Below are 18,595 nucleotides of genomic sequence, written 5' to 3' on the forward strand. Positions count from 1 at the left end.
CCTCCTGGTGTGCTGCTGTTCGTCGTCCTGCGAGTGCAGACGGGTCGCAGGCCGAGGGTGCCCGTCAGCGCGATCGGCGGTGCGTCACCGGCTCCACAGCTGCTGCTCCATGCCCTCGACGAGCTTTTCGGCGTGCCGGACCATCGACGCCGCCTTCTGCGCGGTCATGTACGTGGTGCCGTACTGGGACGTCGTCTTGTCGGCCAAGAGGCGGCGCAGTGAGGTGGCGAGCTCGTCGGCGCCACGGATGCTCCCGAGCACGCGAACGGCTTCCTGGTGGTCCTGCCCCTGCGGGCGCTGGTGGAGGACGTGACCGCAGACGGCGTCGCTGGCAGCTATGCCGGCCAGGACGGCGAGGGCGCTCGCGACACGAGGGAGGGCGGGATCGGAGGTGTCGTCCTCGACCATGCGGGCGACCTCGAGGAACTTGCGCGCCGCCTCGGCGCGCACCTGCACCTCCGCTGCCGTCACGGGTTGCATCCGGGGGCCGGGGCGGGGAGTCATCGAATCGCCTTCAGGAGTCGCTGGATCGTCGGGCCGAGGATCGTCACGGCGTCCCGCTGCCACTCGGCGACGATGGGGTCGCCTGCGGCGACCGCGCGAGCGAGGTCGGCGTGACGGGTCGCGTAGACCTGCACTTCGTTGCCCGTCCACCGCTGCCCGCGAACCTCCAGGTCGGCGACGATTCGGTCGGTGGTGTCGTCAGCGGTGCCGTCGGGGACGACGAGGAGGAGGTCGATGTCGCTGTCCGCTCCCGCTTCTCCTCGGGCGAAGGAGCCGAAGTAGGCCAGCGAGACGTGCCGGTCGTCGGGGAGGTGCTGGTGCACCAGAGCGCGCAGCCGATCGTCCAGGTCGGCCCGAGGGGTGAAGGCGGCGAGCGCCGCAGTCAAGGCGGGGTGGGCGAGGTGCTCCTCGTTGAGGTGGTACTCGCGCGCCTGCCCGACGCGGCGCGCTTCGACGATCCCCTGCTCGACCAGGCGGTCGAGCGCGACCAGGGTGCCCCGGTAGGAGCCGGTCGCGCTGACGCGGTGCACCTCGCGTCCGGTCATCGGAGTGGTGCGCCGCCAGAGGGTGTGGAGCACGGCGCCTTGAACGGTGGGGAACAGCGCGGAGAGGGGGTGGACCCAGTTCACGTCGCCACCTCCCCCGTCCGATGGAGTGCTTCTATGCGCACTTCAGTGCACATAGAAGCACTCCACTGCACCCCGGTCCAGTGGTCGATGTCGAGGGCCTGCTTCTGCCCCGTGGGAGAGCCCTTGCAGCCGTTCGAGTGCTCCGCATGCTCCGTTCCGGTACCGCACCTCCGCCTGCTCCGGACTCCTGTCGACAACCCTCCACGCACCTGTCGCACCACGCAGCAGGTTTTCGAGCAGCACGGGGAGGAGCGGTCGTGCAGGTCCAGTACGTCGTCGACTTCGACGTCCGCTCCCGCACGCACCCGGTGTTCGGCCCGGAGCGGGTCGCGGCGCGGCGCGGTCTCGACGTCATCGACGGCGCCTTCGTGACGCTCGTCCGGGCCTTGGTGACCTTCGCCCACCAGAGCGACCCGGCGCGGTTCGTCGTGCACCACGTCGGGGTGCACGACCTGTGAGCGCCGTGACGGCGGGAGCATCCCAGGACGTCGAGGCCCGACGCGCGCGTGCCCTCGCCGAGGAGTACCTGCGCCTCGCCGCGCAGCAGCAGCGGATCGTCCGCCGGCACGAGGCCGGCGGTGCGGGTGAGCGCAAGATCGGTGCACTGCTGCAGCCCATGTCCAGCTCCGGCTGGACGTTGCTGGCCGACCGGCGCTGGCCGGGCACCCGGGCGGCCAACGTGGACCTGCTGCACGTGGGTCCCGGCGGAGTGCTCGTCGTCGACGTCAAGAACTGGCGGGAGGTGCACGTCGAGGACGGACGCCTGTGCCGCGGGCAGGAGGACGCCCACGACGACGTCGACAAGGTGCTGCGCATCGCCGAGCTCGCGGAGCAGACCGTCGCCGAGGTGGGGCTCGCACCGCTGGAGGTGGTGCCGGTCCTCGTCTTCGTCGGCAAGGCGTTCGGGCCGCTGACCCTGGGCCGGATCACGGTGATGGGCGAGAAGCACCTCGTGCCGTGGATCAACCGCCGCGGCGAGCGCCTCGACGCCGAGAAGCTCCCCGAGGTGCTGGCCGTCCTCGAACGCGACTTCCCGCCCCACGAGGACGCCGGCCCGGTCGAGGTCAGCCCCGTCGTGGTCCCGCCCGTCCTGCCGCTGCAGGCCGTCGAGGAGCATCCGGAGCAGCAAGCCCTCTTCAGCGCCCAGGAACTCGAAGCGTCCCTCCTCGACGGTGCGCTCGCCGCCCCCATCGAGGACTGGATGGCGTTCCTGCACCCCAGCCAGGCCAAGCTCGTCCGCCAGAGCCGCAACGGCCCCGCCCGGGTGCGGGGCCCCGCCGGCACCGGCAAGACCGTCATCGGCCTGCACCGCGCCGCCTACCTCGCCGGCACCCGCCCCGGCCGGCTGCTGTACGTCTCGTTCGTCCGCACCCTGCCGACCGTGCTGGCCGCCACCTTCGCCCGGCTGGCACCGCAGCACGTCGAGCGGGTCGAGTTCCGCGGGCTGCACTCGTGGGCGCGGCGATTCCTCACCGAGCGCGGTGTGCGACACCGCGTCGACCTCAAGGCCGCCGACACGTGCTTCTGGCGGTCGTGGGCGAGCGTGGGACGCTACTCGGCGCTCGCCGAGGTTCCGGTGCCCGTGCAGTACTGGAAGGAGGAGATCGCCTCCGTCATCAAGGGGCGGGGGTTGACCGACTTCTCCGAGTACGCCGACCTCACCCGGGTGGGCCGCTCCACGCCGCTGAACCGCGCCCAGCGCGAGGCGGTCTGGCAGTTGCACGCGCACTACTGCGAGCTGTTGCGCTCCCGCGAGCTGCACGACGCGGCGGACCTGCTCCTCCTCGCGCTCGCCGAGGTGCTGCGACGCCCGCTGGACGAGCCCTACGTCGCCGTCGTCGTCGACGAGGTGCAGGACCTCAGCCGCGTCGGTGTGCAGCTGCTGCACGCGCTCGGCGGTGACGGCCCCGACGGACTGCTGCTCATCGGCGACGGCCAGCAGGCCGTGTACCCGGGTGGCTTCACCCTCTCCGAAGCGGGCATCAACGTCCGCGGCCGCTCCACCGTCCTGGAGACCAACTACCGCAACGCCTCCCGCATCCTCGAGGCGGCCGTGGCCGTCGTCGCCTCCGACGCCTTCGGCGACCTCGACGACTCCCTCGAAGCGGGTGCCCGGCGGATGGAGGTCGCCCGCGACGGCGGGGTGACCGTGCGCGTCGACGCCCCCGACGCTCGCAGCCTGGAGATGGCGCTCGTCCAGGCCGTGACCGACCTGGCGGCCTCGGGAGCCGGCCTCGGGGACTGCGCCCTGCTCACCGCCACCACCGCGGACGCGTCCCGGTACGCCGGTGTCCTGCGCCGCGCCGGGGTGCCGCTCGTGCCGCTGGAGGAGTACGCCGGGCAGACGTGCGGGCGGCTCAAGGTGGGCACCATCAAGCGGGCCAAGGGGCTGGAGTTCAAGCACGTCTTCCTGCCCGGCTTGCGGGAGGGCGGGTCCGCCGCCAAGCCGGGGGAGTCGGAGACCGCGTGGCGGGAGCGACTGGAAGTGGAGAGGCGGGAGCTGTACGTGGGGATGACGCGGGCGCGCGACAGCTTGTGGCTGGGGTTCCTGCAGTGACGCTCGGCGCGGTGGGACCACGGCTGCCCGAGACGATCAACGGGTAGAACGTGGAAGCGGCATCGGGGCAGTTTCTGCTGCGGATCTGGTCAGCTCGCGTTGACGAGTGCCGCCTCGCTGAAGAAGTCCATCGGCATCGCGTGGTGCAGCCGCCACGTGATGCTGATGGGTCGCTCACCCTGGTGCGAGACGTAGTCGGCCGGACCGAGGAACAGGTACGGCTCCGCCCCGAGGTCACCTTGCTTGCGCTGCCGAGCGAAGAGCAGCACGTGGGTGCCCATCGCGCGGTGGTTCAGGTACCGCTGGCCCGTCGGTGAGGCGACCGTCGTGCGCGACTGCGACTCCCAGTGGAACAGCGCCCGCGTCAGTGGGTAGTCGCGGTACATCGTCGTCGGGGAGTAGTCGGCTTCCGACTTCGTCAGGGTGATGAGCAAGGCGTCGGCGCGCCGCTCAGGCGCCCAGACGACACCTTCGCGGAATGACATCGGCGGGCGGGTGGCAGTGGCGACGCCGAGCGCGCTGACGATCTCGTCACGGGAGTATCGGGCGTGCACGCTCAGCGGCAGGTCGGCGAGCTCACCGGCGAGAGCGGTTGTGGGGTGCCGGGCGGCGTCGAAAGCGATGTCGACGAGCTGGCGCAACTCGTCGCGGACGGCGGGCTCGCGCCGCAGCACGTCGAGGACGTGGGGCAGGTCACCGGGCGCGCCGGACGGCCACAGGGACGCGGTGAGCATCCCGGCGAGGTGACGTTCGACGGGGGAGAGCGCGTCGAAGGGAGCGTCGTCGGCGAGCAGTCGGGCGTAGGCGTCGCGGCGCAGCCGGTCGTCGACGTGGGTGACGGCGCGCACTCGCTTCAGCAGCGCGGTCTCCGCGGGGCCGACCGGCCGCGTCTCCGTCCCGGCGCGGCGGCGCAGGTCCGTCCACGAGCGGTTGCTACCGAGCAGTTCGCGCACGCTGAGCCCGCTGGCGGTGAGGAAGGCCGCGATGCTGCTGCTCGAGTGCGTCCGCACCTCGCTGACGAGCGCAGGGGCGCGTGGGCTGAGCTGGCGCTTGATGCTCGTGACGACACGTTCCTGCACCACCTCGTCGAGGACGATGGAGCACCCCGCGGGCAGGAACGGGAACCCCTGCTCGGCTTGGTGCTGCAGCGCGCCGCGGCTGACACCGGTGAGCGCGCGGAAACGGGTGTCGAAGCGGAAGTCGGCGTTCTGGTGGCCGACGAAGTCCAGCGCGGTCAGCACCGCCTTGCCGGGGGAGGTGCGCAGACCGCGGCCGAGCTGCTGGAGGAAGACGGTCGAGGACTCCGTGGGCCGCAGGAAGAGGACGGTGTCCACCTGTGGAAGGTCGACGCCCTCGTTGTAGAGGTCGACGGCGAAGAGGACGCGCACCTCGCCGTCCTTCAACCGCCGCAGCGCCGCCGCCCGCTCTTCAGGGGTGCTGCTGCCGCTGACGGCCAGCGCATCGATGCCTGCCTCGCGGAAGACGCGCGCCATGTAGTGCGCGTGCTCGACGCTGACGCAGAAGCCGATGGCCCGCATGGAACCCACGTCGCCCACCCGGCGGCGCAGCTCGCGCAACACCAGCCGCGCCCGGGCGTCGTCGCCGGTGTAGAGGCTCGTCAGGCCCTCGACGTCGTAGCCGCCGCGGCGCCAGGTGAGGGCGCGCAGGTCGGTGCCGTCGTCCACGGCGAAGTAGTGGAACGGCACGAGCAGGTCGTCGGCGAGCGCGTCCCACAGCCGCAGCTCGGCCGCGGCGCGCCCGCCGAAGAGCGCGAGCACGTCCTGACCGTCGGCGCGCTCCGGCGTCGCCGTGAGCCCCAGTAGCTCGATCGGCTCCAGCCGGTCGAGGACACGCTGGTAGCTGCCGGCGCTGGCGTGGTGGCACTCGTCGAGCACGACGACGTCGTACTGGCGCGGGTCCATGCTGGCGAGGAGGTCGGCGCTCAACGACTGCACGCTGGCGAAGACGTGCCGGCCCCGGCGAGGGCGCTCTCCGCCGACGAGCAGCTCCCCGAACGCACCGTCGCCCAGAACCTCCCGGTAGGTGCGCCGCGCCTGCTCCAGCAGCTCCCGGCGGTGGGCGACGAACAGCAGCGTCAGGTCGCGCCCGTGCTGCTCGCGCAGCTGCTTGTAGTCGAAGGCGGCGAGGACGGTCTTGCCGGTGCCGGTGGCTGCGACGACGAGGTTGCGGTGCCGGTCGTGCAGCTGCCGCTCCCCGGCGAGCTGCTCGAGCATCTCCTGCTGGTGCGCTCGCGGGGTCACCTCCAGCCCCGACAGGTCGACAGGCGTCCCCGGGCCGCGCTGTCCGCCGGCCTCGGCGAGCGCGGCGTCCAACCGGTCTGCATCCTGCGTCGGCACGTACGTCTCGAAGCTGCTGCTCTCCCAGTAGCTGGCAAAGGTCGCGTCGAACTTCGTGAGCAGCGCGGGGTTGGCCACCGCGGACAGGCGGACGTTCCACTCCAGGCCGTCGAGCAGCGCGGAACGGGACAAGTTGGAGGAGCCCACGTAGGCGGTGCTGAAGCCAGTGGCGCGGTGCACCACCCACGCCTTCGCGTGCAGCCGGGTGCGGGTCGTCTCGTAGATGACCTTCACCTCGGCGCCGAACTCGTCCACGAGCGCGTCCACGGCCCGGCGTTCCGTCGCACCCATGTACGTCGTCGTGATGACCCGGAAGGGCACACCCCGGTCCTTGAGGTCCCGCAGCGCGCTCTCCAGCAGTCGTAGCCCCGACCACTTGATGAAGGCGCACAGGAGGTCGACGCGGTCCGCGCTGGCCAGCTCCGCCCGCAGCTCCGCCGCGAGGTTCGGGTCAGCAGTGCTGTTCGTCAGCAGGGCCGCCTCCGACAGCGGTGTCGCCGGCCGGACGGTCGACAGCTGCGCCAGGGCCCGCCGCCGGTGGGCCGCCAGCAGCTGCTGCGGGGCGCCCTTCTCGTCGGGGACGGGTACTGCCCCGTGCTCGCCGAGGACGCCGAGCAGGTCGCGGACGAGGGCAAGGCGGTCGGTCTGGCTGGTCGTCGTCTCCAATGCTTGCTGGACCAGGCTGCTGACGTGGCGAGCGAGGACGAGCGGGGCGTCGGCATCGTCGACGCTGCGGAGCAGCGTGGTCCAGCCGGCGGCTGAGGTCATGACTGCGTTCACGTCATGGGTGATGAGGCTCTCGTACAAGCCCTCGATCGAGTCGCTCATCGATCGCGCTGCATCCGTGATCACTGGCTCACTCTGGCAGGAGACGGACTGCGTGGAGAGCTGTCGCGTGTCACGGGTGGCGAATGGCATGACAGGCCTCGGGCGGTACCGCGGCAGATGGCGAGCTGCGTCGCATCGATCAAGAACCACGCAAAGTCATGTGTTGTTGCTTAATGTAGCTATCGTGCGGAGGGAGGCGCAGAGCGCGTGGAGCTGATGACGAAGAGCTGCGGCAACGCGGTGATGGCGGCGGTGTCGGCTGCAGTGCCCTCGCCGTGCCTCGCCATGTCAGCTCGACGCGCGAGGTGACGGCCGTGTCCGACGACCTCTTCTGCTATCCCACCGCCGCCGGCCTCGCATGGCTGCGCGACGCCGACGTCCGAGCCGTCCTCGTGATCGGTACGCCGGACCGAGCAGACGTCGACGCCCTGCTCGCACTGCCCGTCGAGGTGCGCGAGCTGCGGGCTCCGGTCGAGCGCGGTCTCCTGGTGCGAGGGGTCTACGGCATCCACCGCAAGGGCAGGTGGGAGGCGGTCGTCTCCTGCGTCGGCGCTCCGATCGCCACGACCGTGTCCGCGCGGCACCGCCGCACGGACGACGGGGACCGCGAGCACCTCGCGGAGGCGAGGGACCTCTTCCTCGACGAGTGGGAGGAGGGCCGGCCGCTCCTCGGCAACGCTCCCGTGCAGGTGGGCGACATCGCCGAGCTGCGCGGTGCGGGCAAGTACGGGCGGGTCGTCGAGGTCACTCGAGAGGTCTCCGGGCACCGCGTGGTGCTCGCCGTCGACGGGGTCCGGCACGTGGTGACCGCCGACTCCGTCATCCGGATGGACGGAGACCCGCGGGATCCCTCCTTCTGGGCCTCCGGTGCACCTGCCGGCGCCTCGGCCATCGGGCGGACCCTGACGTGGGCGAAGCTCCGCAACCCGCTGTCTGACACCCTGTACTTCTACGCGACGTCGCGCACGGTCTTCCGGGCGTACCAGTTCAAGCCGGCCATCAAGGTGCTGAACTCCCCGCACGGCAGGTTGCTCATCGCGGACGAGGTCGGCCTGGGCAAGACCATCGAGGCCGGGCTGGTCTGGACGGAGCTGGAGCAGCGCAACGCCCTGCGCAGGACGCTGGTGGTCACCCCGTCGTCGCTGACCCGCAAGTGGCAGATGGAGATGGAGCGCCGCTTCGACCGGCGGCTGGACCGCATCACGCCGACGGCCCTGGCCGAGCTCGCCGACGACCTGGGCCACGACCGCGACCGCGAGCTGCACGGCATCATCTCCATCGAGTCCCTGCGCAGCGCGTCCGAGGTCCTCGACGCGCTGACGCAGGTGGGTCCCCGCTTCGACCTGGTCATCGTCGACGAGGCGCACTCCTTCCGCAACGAGGGCACCAGGTCCCACGTCCTCGGCTCCCTCCTGTCGGACTGGGCTGACTACCTCCTCTTCCTGTCGGCCACGCCCATCAACCTACGCGCGCGGGACCTGTTCAACCTGCTCGACCAGGGGCTGTTCGAGTCCGCAAAGGTGTTCGAGCTGCAGCTCGAACCGAACCAGCACCTCAACGCCGTCGAGCGCGGTACCGCCGCTGGTCGTTCCCCCGGAAAGCTGCTGCGCGAGCTGGACGCGATCCGTCACCTCGAGCTCGGAGGTCCTGTCGTCACCCGACCCGACTTCCAGCACCTGAGGTCGATCCTGGCCACCGCCGCCGAGCTGGACGCCCCGGCGCGCGCAGAGGTCAAGCGCCTCGTCGCGGAGCACAACACGCTCAGCGGCGTCATGCCCCGCACCCGCAAGGTGGACGTGGCCGATGCCAAGGCCGTCCGAGAGCCGCACAACATCGACGTGCGACTGACCGGACCCGAGAAGGACTTCTACGAGGCGGTGCACACCACGCTGGTCGCCGACGCCGAGTGCAAGGGCGTCCCGCTCGGCGTCGCCCTGCAGATGCCTCTGCGCCACGCGGCCAGCTGCATGCCGGCGATGCACCAGCGGATGCTCTCACCGGCCTCCGAGGCCTTCCGCAAGTCGTTGGACGACTTCGACGAGGACGTCGACCGGAAGAGGTGGCGGACCTCAGCGCGGTCCCGGTCCTCGCCCGTCCCCTGGGACCGGACAGCAAGATCGGCCCGCGCGCCGCCCTGACCTGCTCTACTTCCTCACCAAGCCTCTGACTTGCGTGGATGTCATTGGGTGTCGTTGGTCGTTCGCGGACTGGCTGCGGACTGGGTGGACCGTCGAAGCCATACGGCATCACAGGAGGGTGCCGTTGGCCGAGTCGGGCACGGGTTCGCGGTTGTCGAAGTGGGCGTCCGCGTCCTGGATGGTCTTCACCGGCGCGGCATACTTGATGTCGGAGAGGCCGATGTCGACACGGATCTGCTTGAAGTGCTCGCGCGCTGCGAGAATCTTTCCTCTCTCTTCAGCCCGGAGCAGGCTGATGTCGTTCGTCCCTTTGGTCTCGAATACGACGTACTGACTGCCGTCAGGGCGCACTGCCATCACGGCCCAGTCAGGGTTGTATGGACCGAGCGGTGTCGGGATGGTGAAGCTGGCTGGGAGCTTCACGAACGCCTTGACCTCCTCGCGCTCACGCAGAAGGGCGAGTGCGAACTCGCGCTCGATCCCGGAGTCCACGACGACGTACTTGTAGGGCGACTTCTTCTCGAACGAAACGGGAACCTTGTCGTCACCCTCCACGGTGATGACATTGCCGCCCGGTCCCGTGTAACCCGAGAGGTCCGCTTCCGAAAGGAGTGTCTTGGGGTATCTGCGCTCACGCTCTGGCCGCGACGGATCCACCAGCTCGTAGTGCAATCCTTTGAGAAGGAACGACTCCTTGGCGTGCTCCAAAGTCGCCGCGACTCGGTCGACGTAGACCTGCGGATTTCGCCTGAACCAATGCAGGGTTCCCGACTCGGTCAGCACGTGCGCGATGGTAGCGCGCGTCAACTTCGTTCGATCTGCGAGAACCGAAAGAATGTCGGGCAGCTCCTCGCTGTCGGCATAGACCACGTCGGCTCGGCGCCCGTTGCTGGTCTCGGCGGAGAGACCACTTTGATCGATCTTGTCGACAACATGGGTCAGCCATTCGCCCTTGCGCTGCTGAATCGGAGGCATGTCCTTGAGCGCGGTCACCATGGCCACCCGAAGGTCAGTCTCGTCGACCTGGAGCCGGAACTCCGTGCGGTGCTGGATACGATCCCACAGATCCCGGAACTCCTTGCTCTCAAGCCGCTCGGTAACCACCGGCACGGAGACGCGTGTGCCTGCCTTCTTGATGTCAAGGGGCTTGGCAAGTCGCTTGATGAGCTGCCGGATCTGGCGCTGGGCCTCGTCGTCCTCGACGTTGTCCTCAACAAGGAGTCGCAACTCCTCGGTGTCGTTCTGCACCGCCTCGCGCAGGCTGTCCTGGACCTTGCCCTTGCTGTCGATGTAGCCGGCTGCGAGCAACGCCTTGAATAGGGCCTGACCCGCATCAGCACCCACGGGCACGGGATCGCCACCACCGGTCGGCTTGTAGGTCAGGCGCGCGAAACCGTCCACAGTGACGACGCCGAACTCGATTCCAAGGTCCTCGGCAAGCTCGCGCTGGAGTTGCTCGGCGAACTCCTCGTAGGACTCGTTCGCGATCACCGTCAGGCGGTTCACGTCGAAGCCGCGCACGCGGTTGCCGTCTCCATCCACACAAAGCCGAAGGCCGCGACCGATGCTCTGACGGCGCCAACGCTCGGATCCCATGTTCCTCAGCACGCAGATCTGGAAGACGTTGGGGTTGTCCCAACCTTCCTGAAGCGCAGAGTGACTGAAGATGAATCGGATGGCCGTGCCCGGAGTGGTGAGCCCGACCTTGTCCTTCATGATCTGTTCGTAAGCGAGGCCGGCCTGCTGACGCCCCTTGTCGCTGGTCTCCTTGGTGTCGACCAGGCGATCGGCCTTGCCGCGGGCGCGGTCGATCGAGAAGTAGCCTTGATGGGCCTCTGCAGCCACGGCATCCGCTGGCCGCGCTCCGAGCAGGTGATTGAACTCCGGCTCGGCAGCGATCTTGGCGTATTCCTCCTCAAAGATCCGCGCGTATTCGCCCGGCTGCTCGTCCGCGTTCTCGTCGTACTGGCGATACTTCGCAACGGAGTCGACGAAGAACAGGCTCAAGACCTTGATCTTGCGGCCGTGTGTAGCGAACTCGTCCTCCTTGTGGAGGTGCTGGCGGATGGTCTGAGCGATCATCTGTCGGGCGCGCTCGTCGATGCTGATCTCAGCGCCCATGGCCTCGCCGACCTTGACCTCGCTGTAGTCGGTGAATCGAACGTGTTGGTTGCCTTCAACGACGCTGATGCTGTTGACGATCAGGTCCCGATAGAGGTCACGGTTCGTATAGTCGCCCAGGTTGTCGTTGTTGCGGACGGTGAAGGCTTTACGAGTGACTTTTCCGTTCAGTTCGGCATCGAGCTCTACACGTGCAGTGATATTGGCGCCTGTGCGCTTCACGCTCAGGAGCCGGACGTACGGCGAGACGCCGCTTCCCTCGGTGACGAGGTCGTCGACCTCAATCTGCTTGACGAGCTGCTTCTCGTACGCCCCGATGGCGTCCAGCCGGTAGACGAGGTTGCCCTTGTCGAACTTCGGGTGTGTGGCCGAGTAGCGGATCACTGCAGCCGAGTTCATTCCCTCGATGGCGAGGCGGCCGGCGCCCTTCTTCTTCCGCGGATTGCCGTCGTCGCCGTAGACGCTTTGGGGTTCGTCGACGATTACGATCGGGTTCGTCGCGCGGACCAACGACATCGGGACTTCGTTGTCGAGGTCCTCCGCCGGCCTGTTGATCTTCGCTGTCGCCTTGTTCATCGCCGCGACCGTGATAATCATGATTTCGATGCCAGACGAGGTCGCGAACGACCGCAGCCGAGAGACGTTGTCGCCAGAGTACTGAAACGCCTGCATCGGCGGCTTCGCATACAGGGCGTCGAAGTGTTCTTTGAGCATCTTGATCGAGGTCATAACGCCCTCGTTGATGGCGACTGATGGCACGACGATGACGAACTTGGTGAACCCGTACAGCGCATTGAGCTCGTAAATTGTGCGCAAGTACACATACGTTTTTCCGGTGCCGGTCTCCATCTCGACGGTGAAGTTCATCGAGTCGAGGGACGCTTCGTGCTCGAGTCCAATGGCGTTCTGCACGGTGTGGAGGTTCTCGAGGATCTTCTCCGGCGACAGGCGGAGTCGGTTTCCGACACCTTCGGTCGAGATCGTAGGAGTGCTCGATCCACCCTCGAACGGGAGCCATGCGCCAGGATGCGCATGCACGGTGAAGTGGGACGTCAGCGACTCTTGCCCCTTAAACAGACCCGTCACCGCATCGATTGCAGCGCGCTGGTAGTCGAGGTCAGCCTCGAAGGTGAATTTCATGACTCAGATGCTCCGGAACGTGTTGATGCCGGCCTGCTTGAGCGCCTCGGCGAGGTTGAGCTTCGCCGATGAATCGGCGAAGCCCGTGTCTCGCACCACCACCGTGATGTCTGAGTCGACCGGCTCGTCGTCGCGCCATCCGACAATAGCCTTCGCGACCTGGTCGGCCGCCGCCACGTCGACGTCCGTCCCGAAGAAGGCGTACAGCGTGCCCGCGACGCTGTAGAGGGCGCTGCCCGCCACCTCACGGGTCCCAACCGGAGTCACTAGATCGATGCCGAGACGCAGCATCACCTCGACAAGGAGGTCGTCAGTAGTCCTGCCGGCGACAAGGTTGTCGACGGCGGAGAGAAGATCGAGCTCGCCACTACCGTCCCAGGGCCTCACGTTGCTGTCAGCGAGGCGGTAGGAACGAAACCCGCAGTCCATCGGCTCGGCCTCGTGGTGCCGTGAGTTAGCGATCTGCTCTCCGGCGCGCCGGAGGCGCTCGCGGGTAATTGCAGCAATTGTCTCATACCCGGGCTTCTGGATCGGTTCGTCGAGCTGTACCAGGACATAGCGCCGGGTACCGCCGTCTGACGCGTTGAGCTCCATGACGGCATGTCCAGTCGATCCAGATCCAGCGAAGAAGTCGAGAACAATCGCATCTCTCCGGCCACCGCAGACAGCATTTACCCAGCGGCCGATCACGCCGGTATCTTTTGGATAGTCGAAGACGCCAGGTCCGAGCAGCGAAGCGACAGCATCAGATGCATTCGCGCGGTCCTGGTTGACCGTGGGCCGGATCGACTGGTCGGCCGTCTCATGGAGATACCGCTTGTATGACGCTGTCTGCGTGTGGTCTCTACCGAACAAGATCCGACCCTCCGCGAGCAAAGCGTCCATCCTTTCTCGCGAATACGCCCACCCGTTTGGATGCATCTGAATTGGCTGCCGCGTTACCGGATGGAGGATCTCGTACTGCAGGTTGGGCCGTGGGTTAGGACTGCGCAAGTCGCTTCGCCGGTAGGCACGCCCAGCATCATCAATCTCCGAGTAGTTGGTCAGGCCCTTCTCGGTGTCCGGATTCGACCGCCACCACTTGCGGAACTCTTGCGTCGCAACCGCTGAATCGCCTCCCGAAGCCGACCACGCTCGCTCGGCGGCAGCCACAACCAAGTCGTATCCACGCTTCGGCTCTTTCCAGCGGATGTCGTTCTCCACCAATAGCCGCTTGTTCTTGGCGTAGATGAGCATGTAGTCGAGCCCACCAGAAGTGAACCTAGAGTCGTTTTTGCCAGAACCCTGCCAAACCGCGTTGGCGGCGAAGTTCTCCGCGCCGAAGACGCGGTCGAGGAGCAACTTGAGCCGCGCATGCTCTGTGTCGTCGATGGCCACGATGGCGACGCCGGTCTCCTTGAGGAGGTGGTGCGCAACGAGGAGGCGCGGGTACATCATCGACAACCACTTCGAGTGGGATGAGCCCCCGGTTCGGCGCTCCCCCGCTCGGTCAGAACCGGCCCCGACTTGAAGGATGCCGTCTACGTCTCGGAGCCCAGCGCTGGTCTCATGTTCGGCTGAGCTCGCGTTGATCGTGTCGTTGTAGACGAAGTCGTTGCCGGTGTTGTACGGCGGGTCGATGTAGATGACGTCGACCGAGTTCGTGTAGGCGCGGCGTAGGAGGCGAAGGACCTCTAGGTTGTCGCCTTCAATGACGATGTTCTTGGTGCTTTCCCATGCAACCGACTCCTCCGGCTTGGGAAGCAGGGTCATCGTCGCGGGAATCGTTGAAAGCCGCCTCGCGTCCGACATCCCGGGCCACCGCAGTCCAAAGCCCTCGGCGCCTGCCGGCGACCCGGACTCACCCAGCAGATCCCGCAGCACGTCCAGGTCGACGGTGCCGTCCACGACGGCGTCTGGAAAGAGCCGGGCGAGTTCGGCGACATTGCTCCGCGCCTCGCCGGGGCCGTCGAGGTCGCTGAGTCGGGTGAAGTCTTCGGTCACGAGTCCTACTTCCTTAGGTTCCATATGTTGTTTGCGGCGTCAGTGCGTCGGGGCGGGGTTGTAAAGGGCAGCCCTGACAGTTTGTATCCGATCCCGGAGCTCACGAGCCCGCGTATTCAGCACGATACGACCCGAGTGGCTTCGTTCGCTCTGGGCAGCGCGGACAGTGCTCGCAAGATCACCCTCGAGCGCCGTCAGCTCGCGGCGCATCTGAATGATCTGCTCCGTGGTGAGGCCAGCGACGGTCGGCTGCCCACGCGCGGCGACAACCCGGGTGAGGTCGCGATAGAAGATTGCGAGGTCCGCACGGTCGAGGACACTGAACCGGAGGGATCCTGGAGCAAGCTGATTGAGCGGTGCGAACGTACGCGCATCAATCACGGACCGGTTGGCGTTGTTCGCGCTGATGTGCGTGAGTGCGAGGGAGATCGCGTCATCGCCCTTGCTCGACGTCACGAACAGGATGACCGGGCGCGCCATGCTTCGATGGAGTAGGTCGATCAACTTTGTCTGATCCGCGCTGGTGGCTCGGGGGGCGAGCACAAGGTGAAGCACCGGGATGTCGCCGACCACATCCGGCCCAGCACGACCCGCCGGTATCTGAGCAGTCTCCGGCCGGATGACCCCAACGACAGCACTGGCGACGTCGACAGCACGGTCGACGATCTTGTTATCGATGCCGAGGTCCGCAGCGGCGTCGGCGAGCATCACCTTGGTGATGCGCTCACGGATGCGGGCAGCCGGCGGGAGCGCCAGGACGTCGGCCGGGTCGGCGCGCTCGCTCACGAGACGATCGCCATCCACGCGACCACATCCACCGCGTCCTGCCCGGCGCTCTGGTCTTCGAGGCCGAGCGTCGAGACGCCGGCGGAAAAGAGAGATGCGACGGCGCTCTCCTTCGACTTGCCGCTGACCGCTTCAACCGCGACTTCGAGGAGATTCCGATAAGCCAACATGTCGCGCCCGTTGCGGGTCGAGCGGTTGAAGGTGGCGAGTGCCTCGGCATCCGGCTCGACCTGGGAGAGCGCGTGGTGTCGAAGTACGTCGAGGGCCAGCTTCGGCTGATCAACGGGATGCGCGAGTTGACCGTCTTGTTTGACGTAGGCGAGGACATATGGGGCAAGCGGGTAATCCGCTGTGATGGCCTTGGATACCTCCCGAAGGCGGAGGAGAAAGATCGCTCCGGGCTGGACCCCATCTGCCTGAAGCTTCGAGTCGAACCGAGTCACGCCGAAGAGAGCCAGCGGCCAGCGTTCGATCTCGACGAGGTCGTCTTCAGGGCGGGATGCGGCGTCCATGCGGAAGTCCGACAAGGTGAGATCAGTGATGCTCAGACCGCCAGCAAGGTCCTCCATCGTCGGCGCGGCGAGCTTCATCTGCTCGAGTTGCTGGCGGCGGTAATCCAGATCGTTCATCGTCGCCGCGTCGGTCGAGTCGAGAACGTTCTCTTCGCCCGTCGCTGAGACGTCGAGGAGCGTCATCCGGCTCGAGACGCGCTTCTCAAGGTTGATGTATGACTCAAGGTCGATGTTGGGCCAGAAGTTGACGAGGTGAACGGTCCTATTGGTCGAGCCGAGTCGGTCGACGCGACCAAAGCGCTGCACGATCCGGACCGGATTCCAGTGGATGTCGTAATTCACGACCGTGTCGCAGTCCTGGAGGTTCTGACCCTCGCTGATCGTGTCGGTTGCGATGACGATGTCGATCTGCGGTCCGTCCGTATCACCGCCCTTCGACCGGGGTGAGAACGCGGCCAAGACGTCGTGCATGGTCCTGTGCGTGATGCCCGCGGTGGTCGTGGTCCGGTCGCCGGTGATCAGAGCAACGTCGAGACCGAGATCAGTCGAGATCCACGGTGCAAGATTCTTGTAGAGGTACTCGGCGGTATCCGAGTAAGCCGTGAAGATCAGGACCTTCTGATTGTCGGCGTTCGTGGGGTCCGCTGCCTTACGGCGAAGGAGGTCGCGAAGCTCTGCGAGCTTCGCGTCGCGTGTGACGTCGACCGCCTGGACCTCTGCCAACACGGTGCGGAGGTTGTCACGGTCCTCGGCGAGATCCTGGCGCCAGCGGACGCGGTCCACGTCCGCGAGGAAGACTTTGACCTTGCCGCCGACGATGTCTTCAAGCTCCTGGTCGTCCATATCGACCTCGGCGAGATCGGCGAAGCTGTTGATTGAGACCGCTTCGTCATCGCGAGAGTCGAAATCGTCGAGTCGTTCGATCGCCGACTCGATCTTCTGGAGGATCTTGCCGACGGTGAGCGTCAGCGAATGGACAGACGACTCAAGTCGTTTGAGCAGCCCGATCCGCAGGAGGTGAACGACGTTGTTCTCACGGTCAGTCTGCTTCCAGACGCGCGAGCCACCTGTGCGGAGCTGGTGGTCGTAGAGGTCGGCGTACTTCCGTTTCGCCTTATCCAGAACATACGACATCGGCTTGTATGCGGCGAGGTTGAGCATGAGGATCGCCGAGTTGAGATCGGCAAGCGGCATGAGCAGTCCATCTGAGTCGATCTCCGGCGCGAGGTTCATCGGCGGGACGCGCTCGGGAAACCGCCCGACGTCCGCGGTTCCGTAATACTTCTCGATGTGCTTGCGGGACCGCGCGATGGTGATGAGGTCGAGCAGACGGATGTAATCCATGCCAAGCGCACCAAGCAGTGCCTCGCTCGTGCGCTGGTCGTCAGGACTGTTCTGCCAGCTCGTGAACCGCGCCTGGGCCTTGCGGAGGGTGCTCTCGATGCTCTTGATGCCACTGGCGTTGAGCGCGGTGTCGTCACCCTCGGTTGCAAAGAGGACCTGGTTCTTCAGGTCGGCGAGGCGGGTATTGACCGGCGTAGCGCTGAGCATCAGGACCTTCGTCTTCACGCCAGATTTGAAGACTTCATTCATGAGGCGCTCGTAGCGGGTGGTCCGCTCCTTGACCTGCGGGTTGTTCCGGAAGTTGTGAGACTCGTCGATCACGACCAGGTCGTAGTTGCCCCAGTTGATGTGGGAGAGGTCGATGTCGCCAGACGTGCCACGTTCACGACTGAGGTCCGTGTGGTTCAGGACGTCGTAGTTCAAGCGATCGGCAACAAGCGGGTTGCGGGTGTCGTTCGTACGGTAGAGGGTCCAGTTCTCGCGAAGCCGCTTCGGGGCGAGTACGAGAACTCGGTCATTTCGGAGCTCGTAGTACTTGATGACGGCCAGCGCTTCGAATGTCTTACCGAGACCAACGCTGTCGGCGAGGATGCAGCCGTTGTGACGGTCGAGCTTCTCAATGGCGCCGAGGACGCCGTCCTTCTGAAACTTGTAGAGCTTGGACCAGACGGCGGTATCAAAGAATCCGGTTCGGGCGCGATCCGCGGTCTCCTTGCCTGCCTCGTCGACGAAGTCGCCAAAGAGGCTCGTCAGGATTCGGAGATAGACCGCCTCGGGCGCGTTGTCTCTGGCCAACGTTCGCGCCGTGTCGAGGAATCTCTCCTGCGCGGACTCGGACGAGGTCGGCTCGTGCCAAACCTTCTCGAAGTTGAGGGCCAGCTCGGCGACCAACCCTTCGTCCGCGATGTCTCGGGGGAACAGCAACGAGGGTGAGGCGACAAGGCCCAAGCCTTCGGCCTCGAAGCCCGCTCCATGAATCGCGTACGAGCTGGCTCCGTTGGCAACGATCCAGGAGTCACGACTCGGACGTCGAAGGCTGCGAACTTCAAGTTTCTCTTCAGCCCAGGTCAGAAAATCCTGCGCGATCTGGTGCTGATCGAGGCGCGCGCGCAGAACGTGCTCCTGATCGAGCCCGTTGAGGGGAACATCATCGAGCGAGCCGTCGCGCAGAAGAAGGCGCGCACGGACATCTGCAAGTTCCGCCTTGAGAGCGTCGTAGACAAAGAGCGAGAATGAATCCGACAGCACGTCGACCTGTTCGGCGCCCGCCAGGCGCTCGCGAAGGCGCTCAACAAGAGGAGTCGTGTCACCGGTCATGAGCGACGCCTCCAGCGAGCGTGACGACCGTCCCATCAGTGGTCGCAGCGGCGCACAAGATCCAAATCCCCGTCACATCGGGTCCAAGCGGTGCGAGGTGGTCGTCGGGAGGATGACGTTGCCGTGCGGGCGGGGCTCGTAGGCCCCGCGGAGCTGGTCTGCGATCCCCCACACGAAGCTGCCGAGACTGCTCACGACGCCATCACCCCTCACTGTCCACCTATGGCCGGTTGTCTGAGCGTAGTGAGCGGGTACCGCAAAGGAGGTGTGGGGCGCGTCCTGAGCATCCCGTGGTCGTCGCCGGGTGTCTGCCCCTGACCTCCTCGTGGAGCAGGAGGTGCTCCTACCCGCCGACGTCATCGCCGACGTCTCGGACGCC

General features: G+C 66.5%; 10 protein-coding genes. 3 read left to right on the forward strand and 7 right to left on the reverse strand.

The window, feature by feature from the left end; translation table 11 throughout:
• Window positions 1-84 precede the first annotated feature (84 nt).
• Complete coding sequence (locus MN205_RS00975) at window positions 85-471, reverse strand: hypothetical protein (protein WP_242123430.1); 387 nt, start codon at window positions 469-471, stop codon at window positions 85-87.
• A 29-nt stretch (window positions 472-500) separates the two neighbouring features.
• Window positions 501-1,133: a nucleotidyltransferase domain-containing protein gene (locus MN205_RS00980; protein ID WP_242123432.1), complete on the reverse strand. Its 633-nt coding sequence runs from the start codon at window positions 1,131-1,133 to the stop codon at window positions 501-503.
• A gap of 257 nt (window positions 1,134-1,390) precedes the next feature.
• Here MN205_RS00980 and MN205_RS00985 point away from each other — a divergent pair, with 257 nt between their 5' ends.
• Window positions 1,391-1,591, forward strand: a complete 201-nt coding sequence (locus MN205_RS00985; protein WP_242123434.1) for a hypothetical protein — start codon at window positions 1,391-1,393, stop codon at window positions 1,589-1,591.
• Window positions 1,588-3,690: a nuclease-related domain-containing DEAD/DEAH box helicase gene (locus tag MN205_RS00990; protein WP_242123435.1), complete on the forward strand. Its 2,103-nt coding sequence runs from the start codon at window positions 1,588-1,590 to the stop codon at window positions 3,688-3,690. Before MN205_RS00985 ends, MN205_RS00990 begins: the two co-directional genes overlap by 4 nt.
• A gap of 89 nt (window positions 3,691-3,779) precedes the next feature.
• Here MN205_RS00990 and MN205_RS00995 read toward each other — a convergent pair whose 3' ends face one another.
• Window positions 3,780-6,875, reverse strand: a complete 3,096-nt coding sequence (locus tag MN205_RS00995; protein WP_242123437.1) for a DUF3427 domain-containing protein — start codon at window positions 6,873-6,875, stop codon at window positions 3,780-3,782.
• Window positions 6,876-7,189: 314 nt separating this feature from the next.
• On the opposite strand from MN205_RS00995, the gene MN205_RS01000 reads away from it, so the two are divergent.
• A complete protein-coding gene (locus tag MN205_RS01000; protein ID WP_242123439.1) occupies window positions 7,190-9,013 on the forward strand; it encodes an SNF2-related protein in 1,824 nt (607 codons plus the stop codon).
• Between the two features lie 108 nt (window positions 9,014-9,121).
• Here MN205_RS01000 and MN205_RS01005 read toward each other — a convergent pair whose 3' ends face one another.
• Genes MN205_RS01005 through MN205_RS01020 form a run of 4 tightly spaced genes read right to left on the reverse strand, consistent with a single transcriptional unit; the run spans window position 9,122 to window position 18,216 of the window.
• Window positions 9,122-12,274: a DEAD/DEAH box helicase family protein gene (locus MN205_RS01005; RefSeq protein WP_242123441.1), complete on the reverse strand. Its 3,153-nt coding sequence runs from the start codon at window positions 12,272-12,274 to the stop codon at window positions 9,122-9,124.
• A 3-nt stretch (window positions 12,275-12,277) separates the two neighbouring features.
• Window positions 12,278-14,257, reverse strand: a complete 1,980-nt coding sequence (locus MN205_RS01010; RefSeq protein WP_242123443.1) for a site-specific DNA-methyltransferase — start codon at window positions 14,255-14,257, stop codon at window positions 12,278-12,280.
• A gap of 39 nt (window positions 14,258-14,296) precedes the next feature.
• Window positions 14,297-15,043, reverse strand: a complete 747-nt coding sequence (locus MN205_RS01015; RefSeq protein WP_242123445.1) for a DUF4391 domain-containing protein — start codon at window positions 15,041-15,043, stop codon at window positions 14,297-14,299.
• Window positions 15,040-18,216: a helicase-related protein gene (locus MN205_RS01020; RefSeq protein ID WP_242123447.1), complete on the reverse strand. Its 3,177-nt coding sequence runs from the start codon at window positions 18,214-18,216 to the stop codon at window positions 15,040-15,042. Before MN205_RS01020 ends, MN205_RS01015 begins: the two co-directional genes overlap by 4 nt.
• Window positions 18,217-18,595 lie beyond the last annotated feature (379 nt).

The organism is Kineococcus sp. TRM81007 (assembly GCF_022669155.1).
GTDB lineage: Bacteria > Actinomycetota > Actinomycetes > Actinomycetales > Kineococcaceae > Kineococcus.

Coding starts and splice junctions, on each gene's coding strand:
- MN205_RS00995 (WP_242123437.1), bottom strand. CDS start 6,875: ATGAGCGACTCGATCGAGGGCTTGTACGAGAGCCTCATCACCCATGAC.
- MN205_RS01005 (WP_242123441.1), bottom strand. CDS start 12,274: ATGAAATTCACCTTCGAGGCTGACCTCGACTACCAGCGCGCTGCAATC.
- MN205_RS01020 (WP_242123447.1), bottom strand. CDS start 18,216: ATGACCGGTGACACGACTCCTCTTGTTGAGCGCCTTCGCGAGCGCCTG.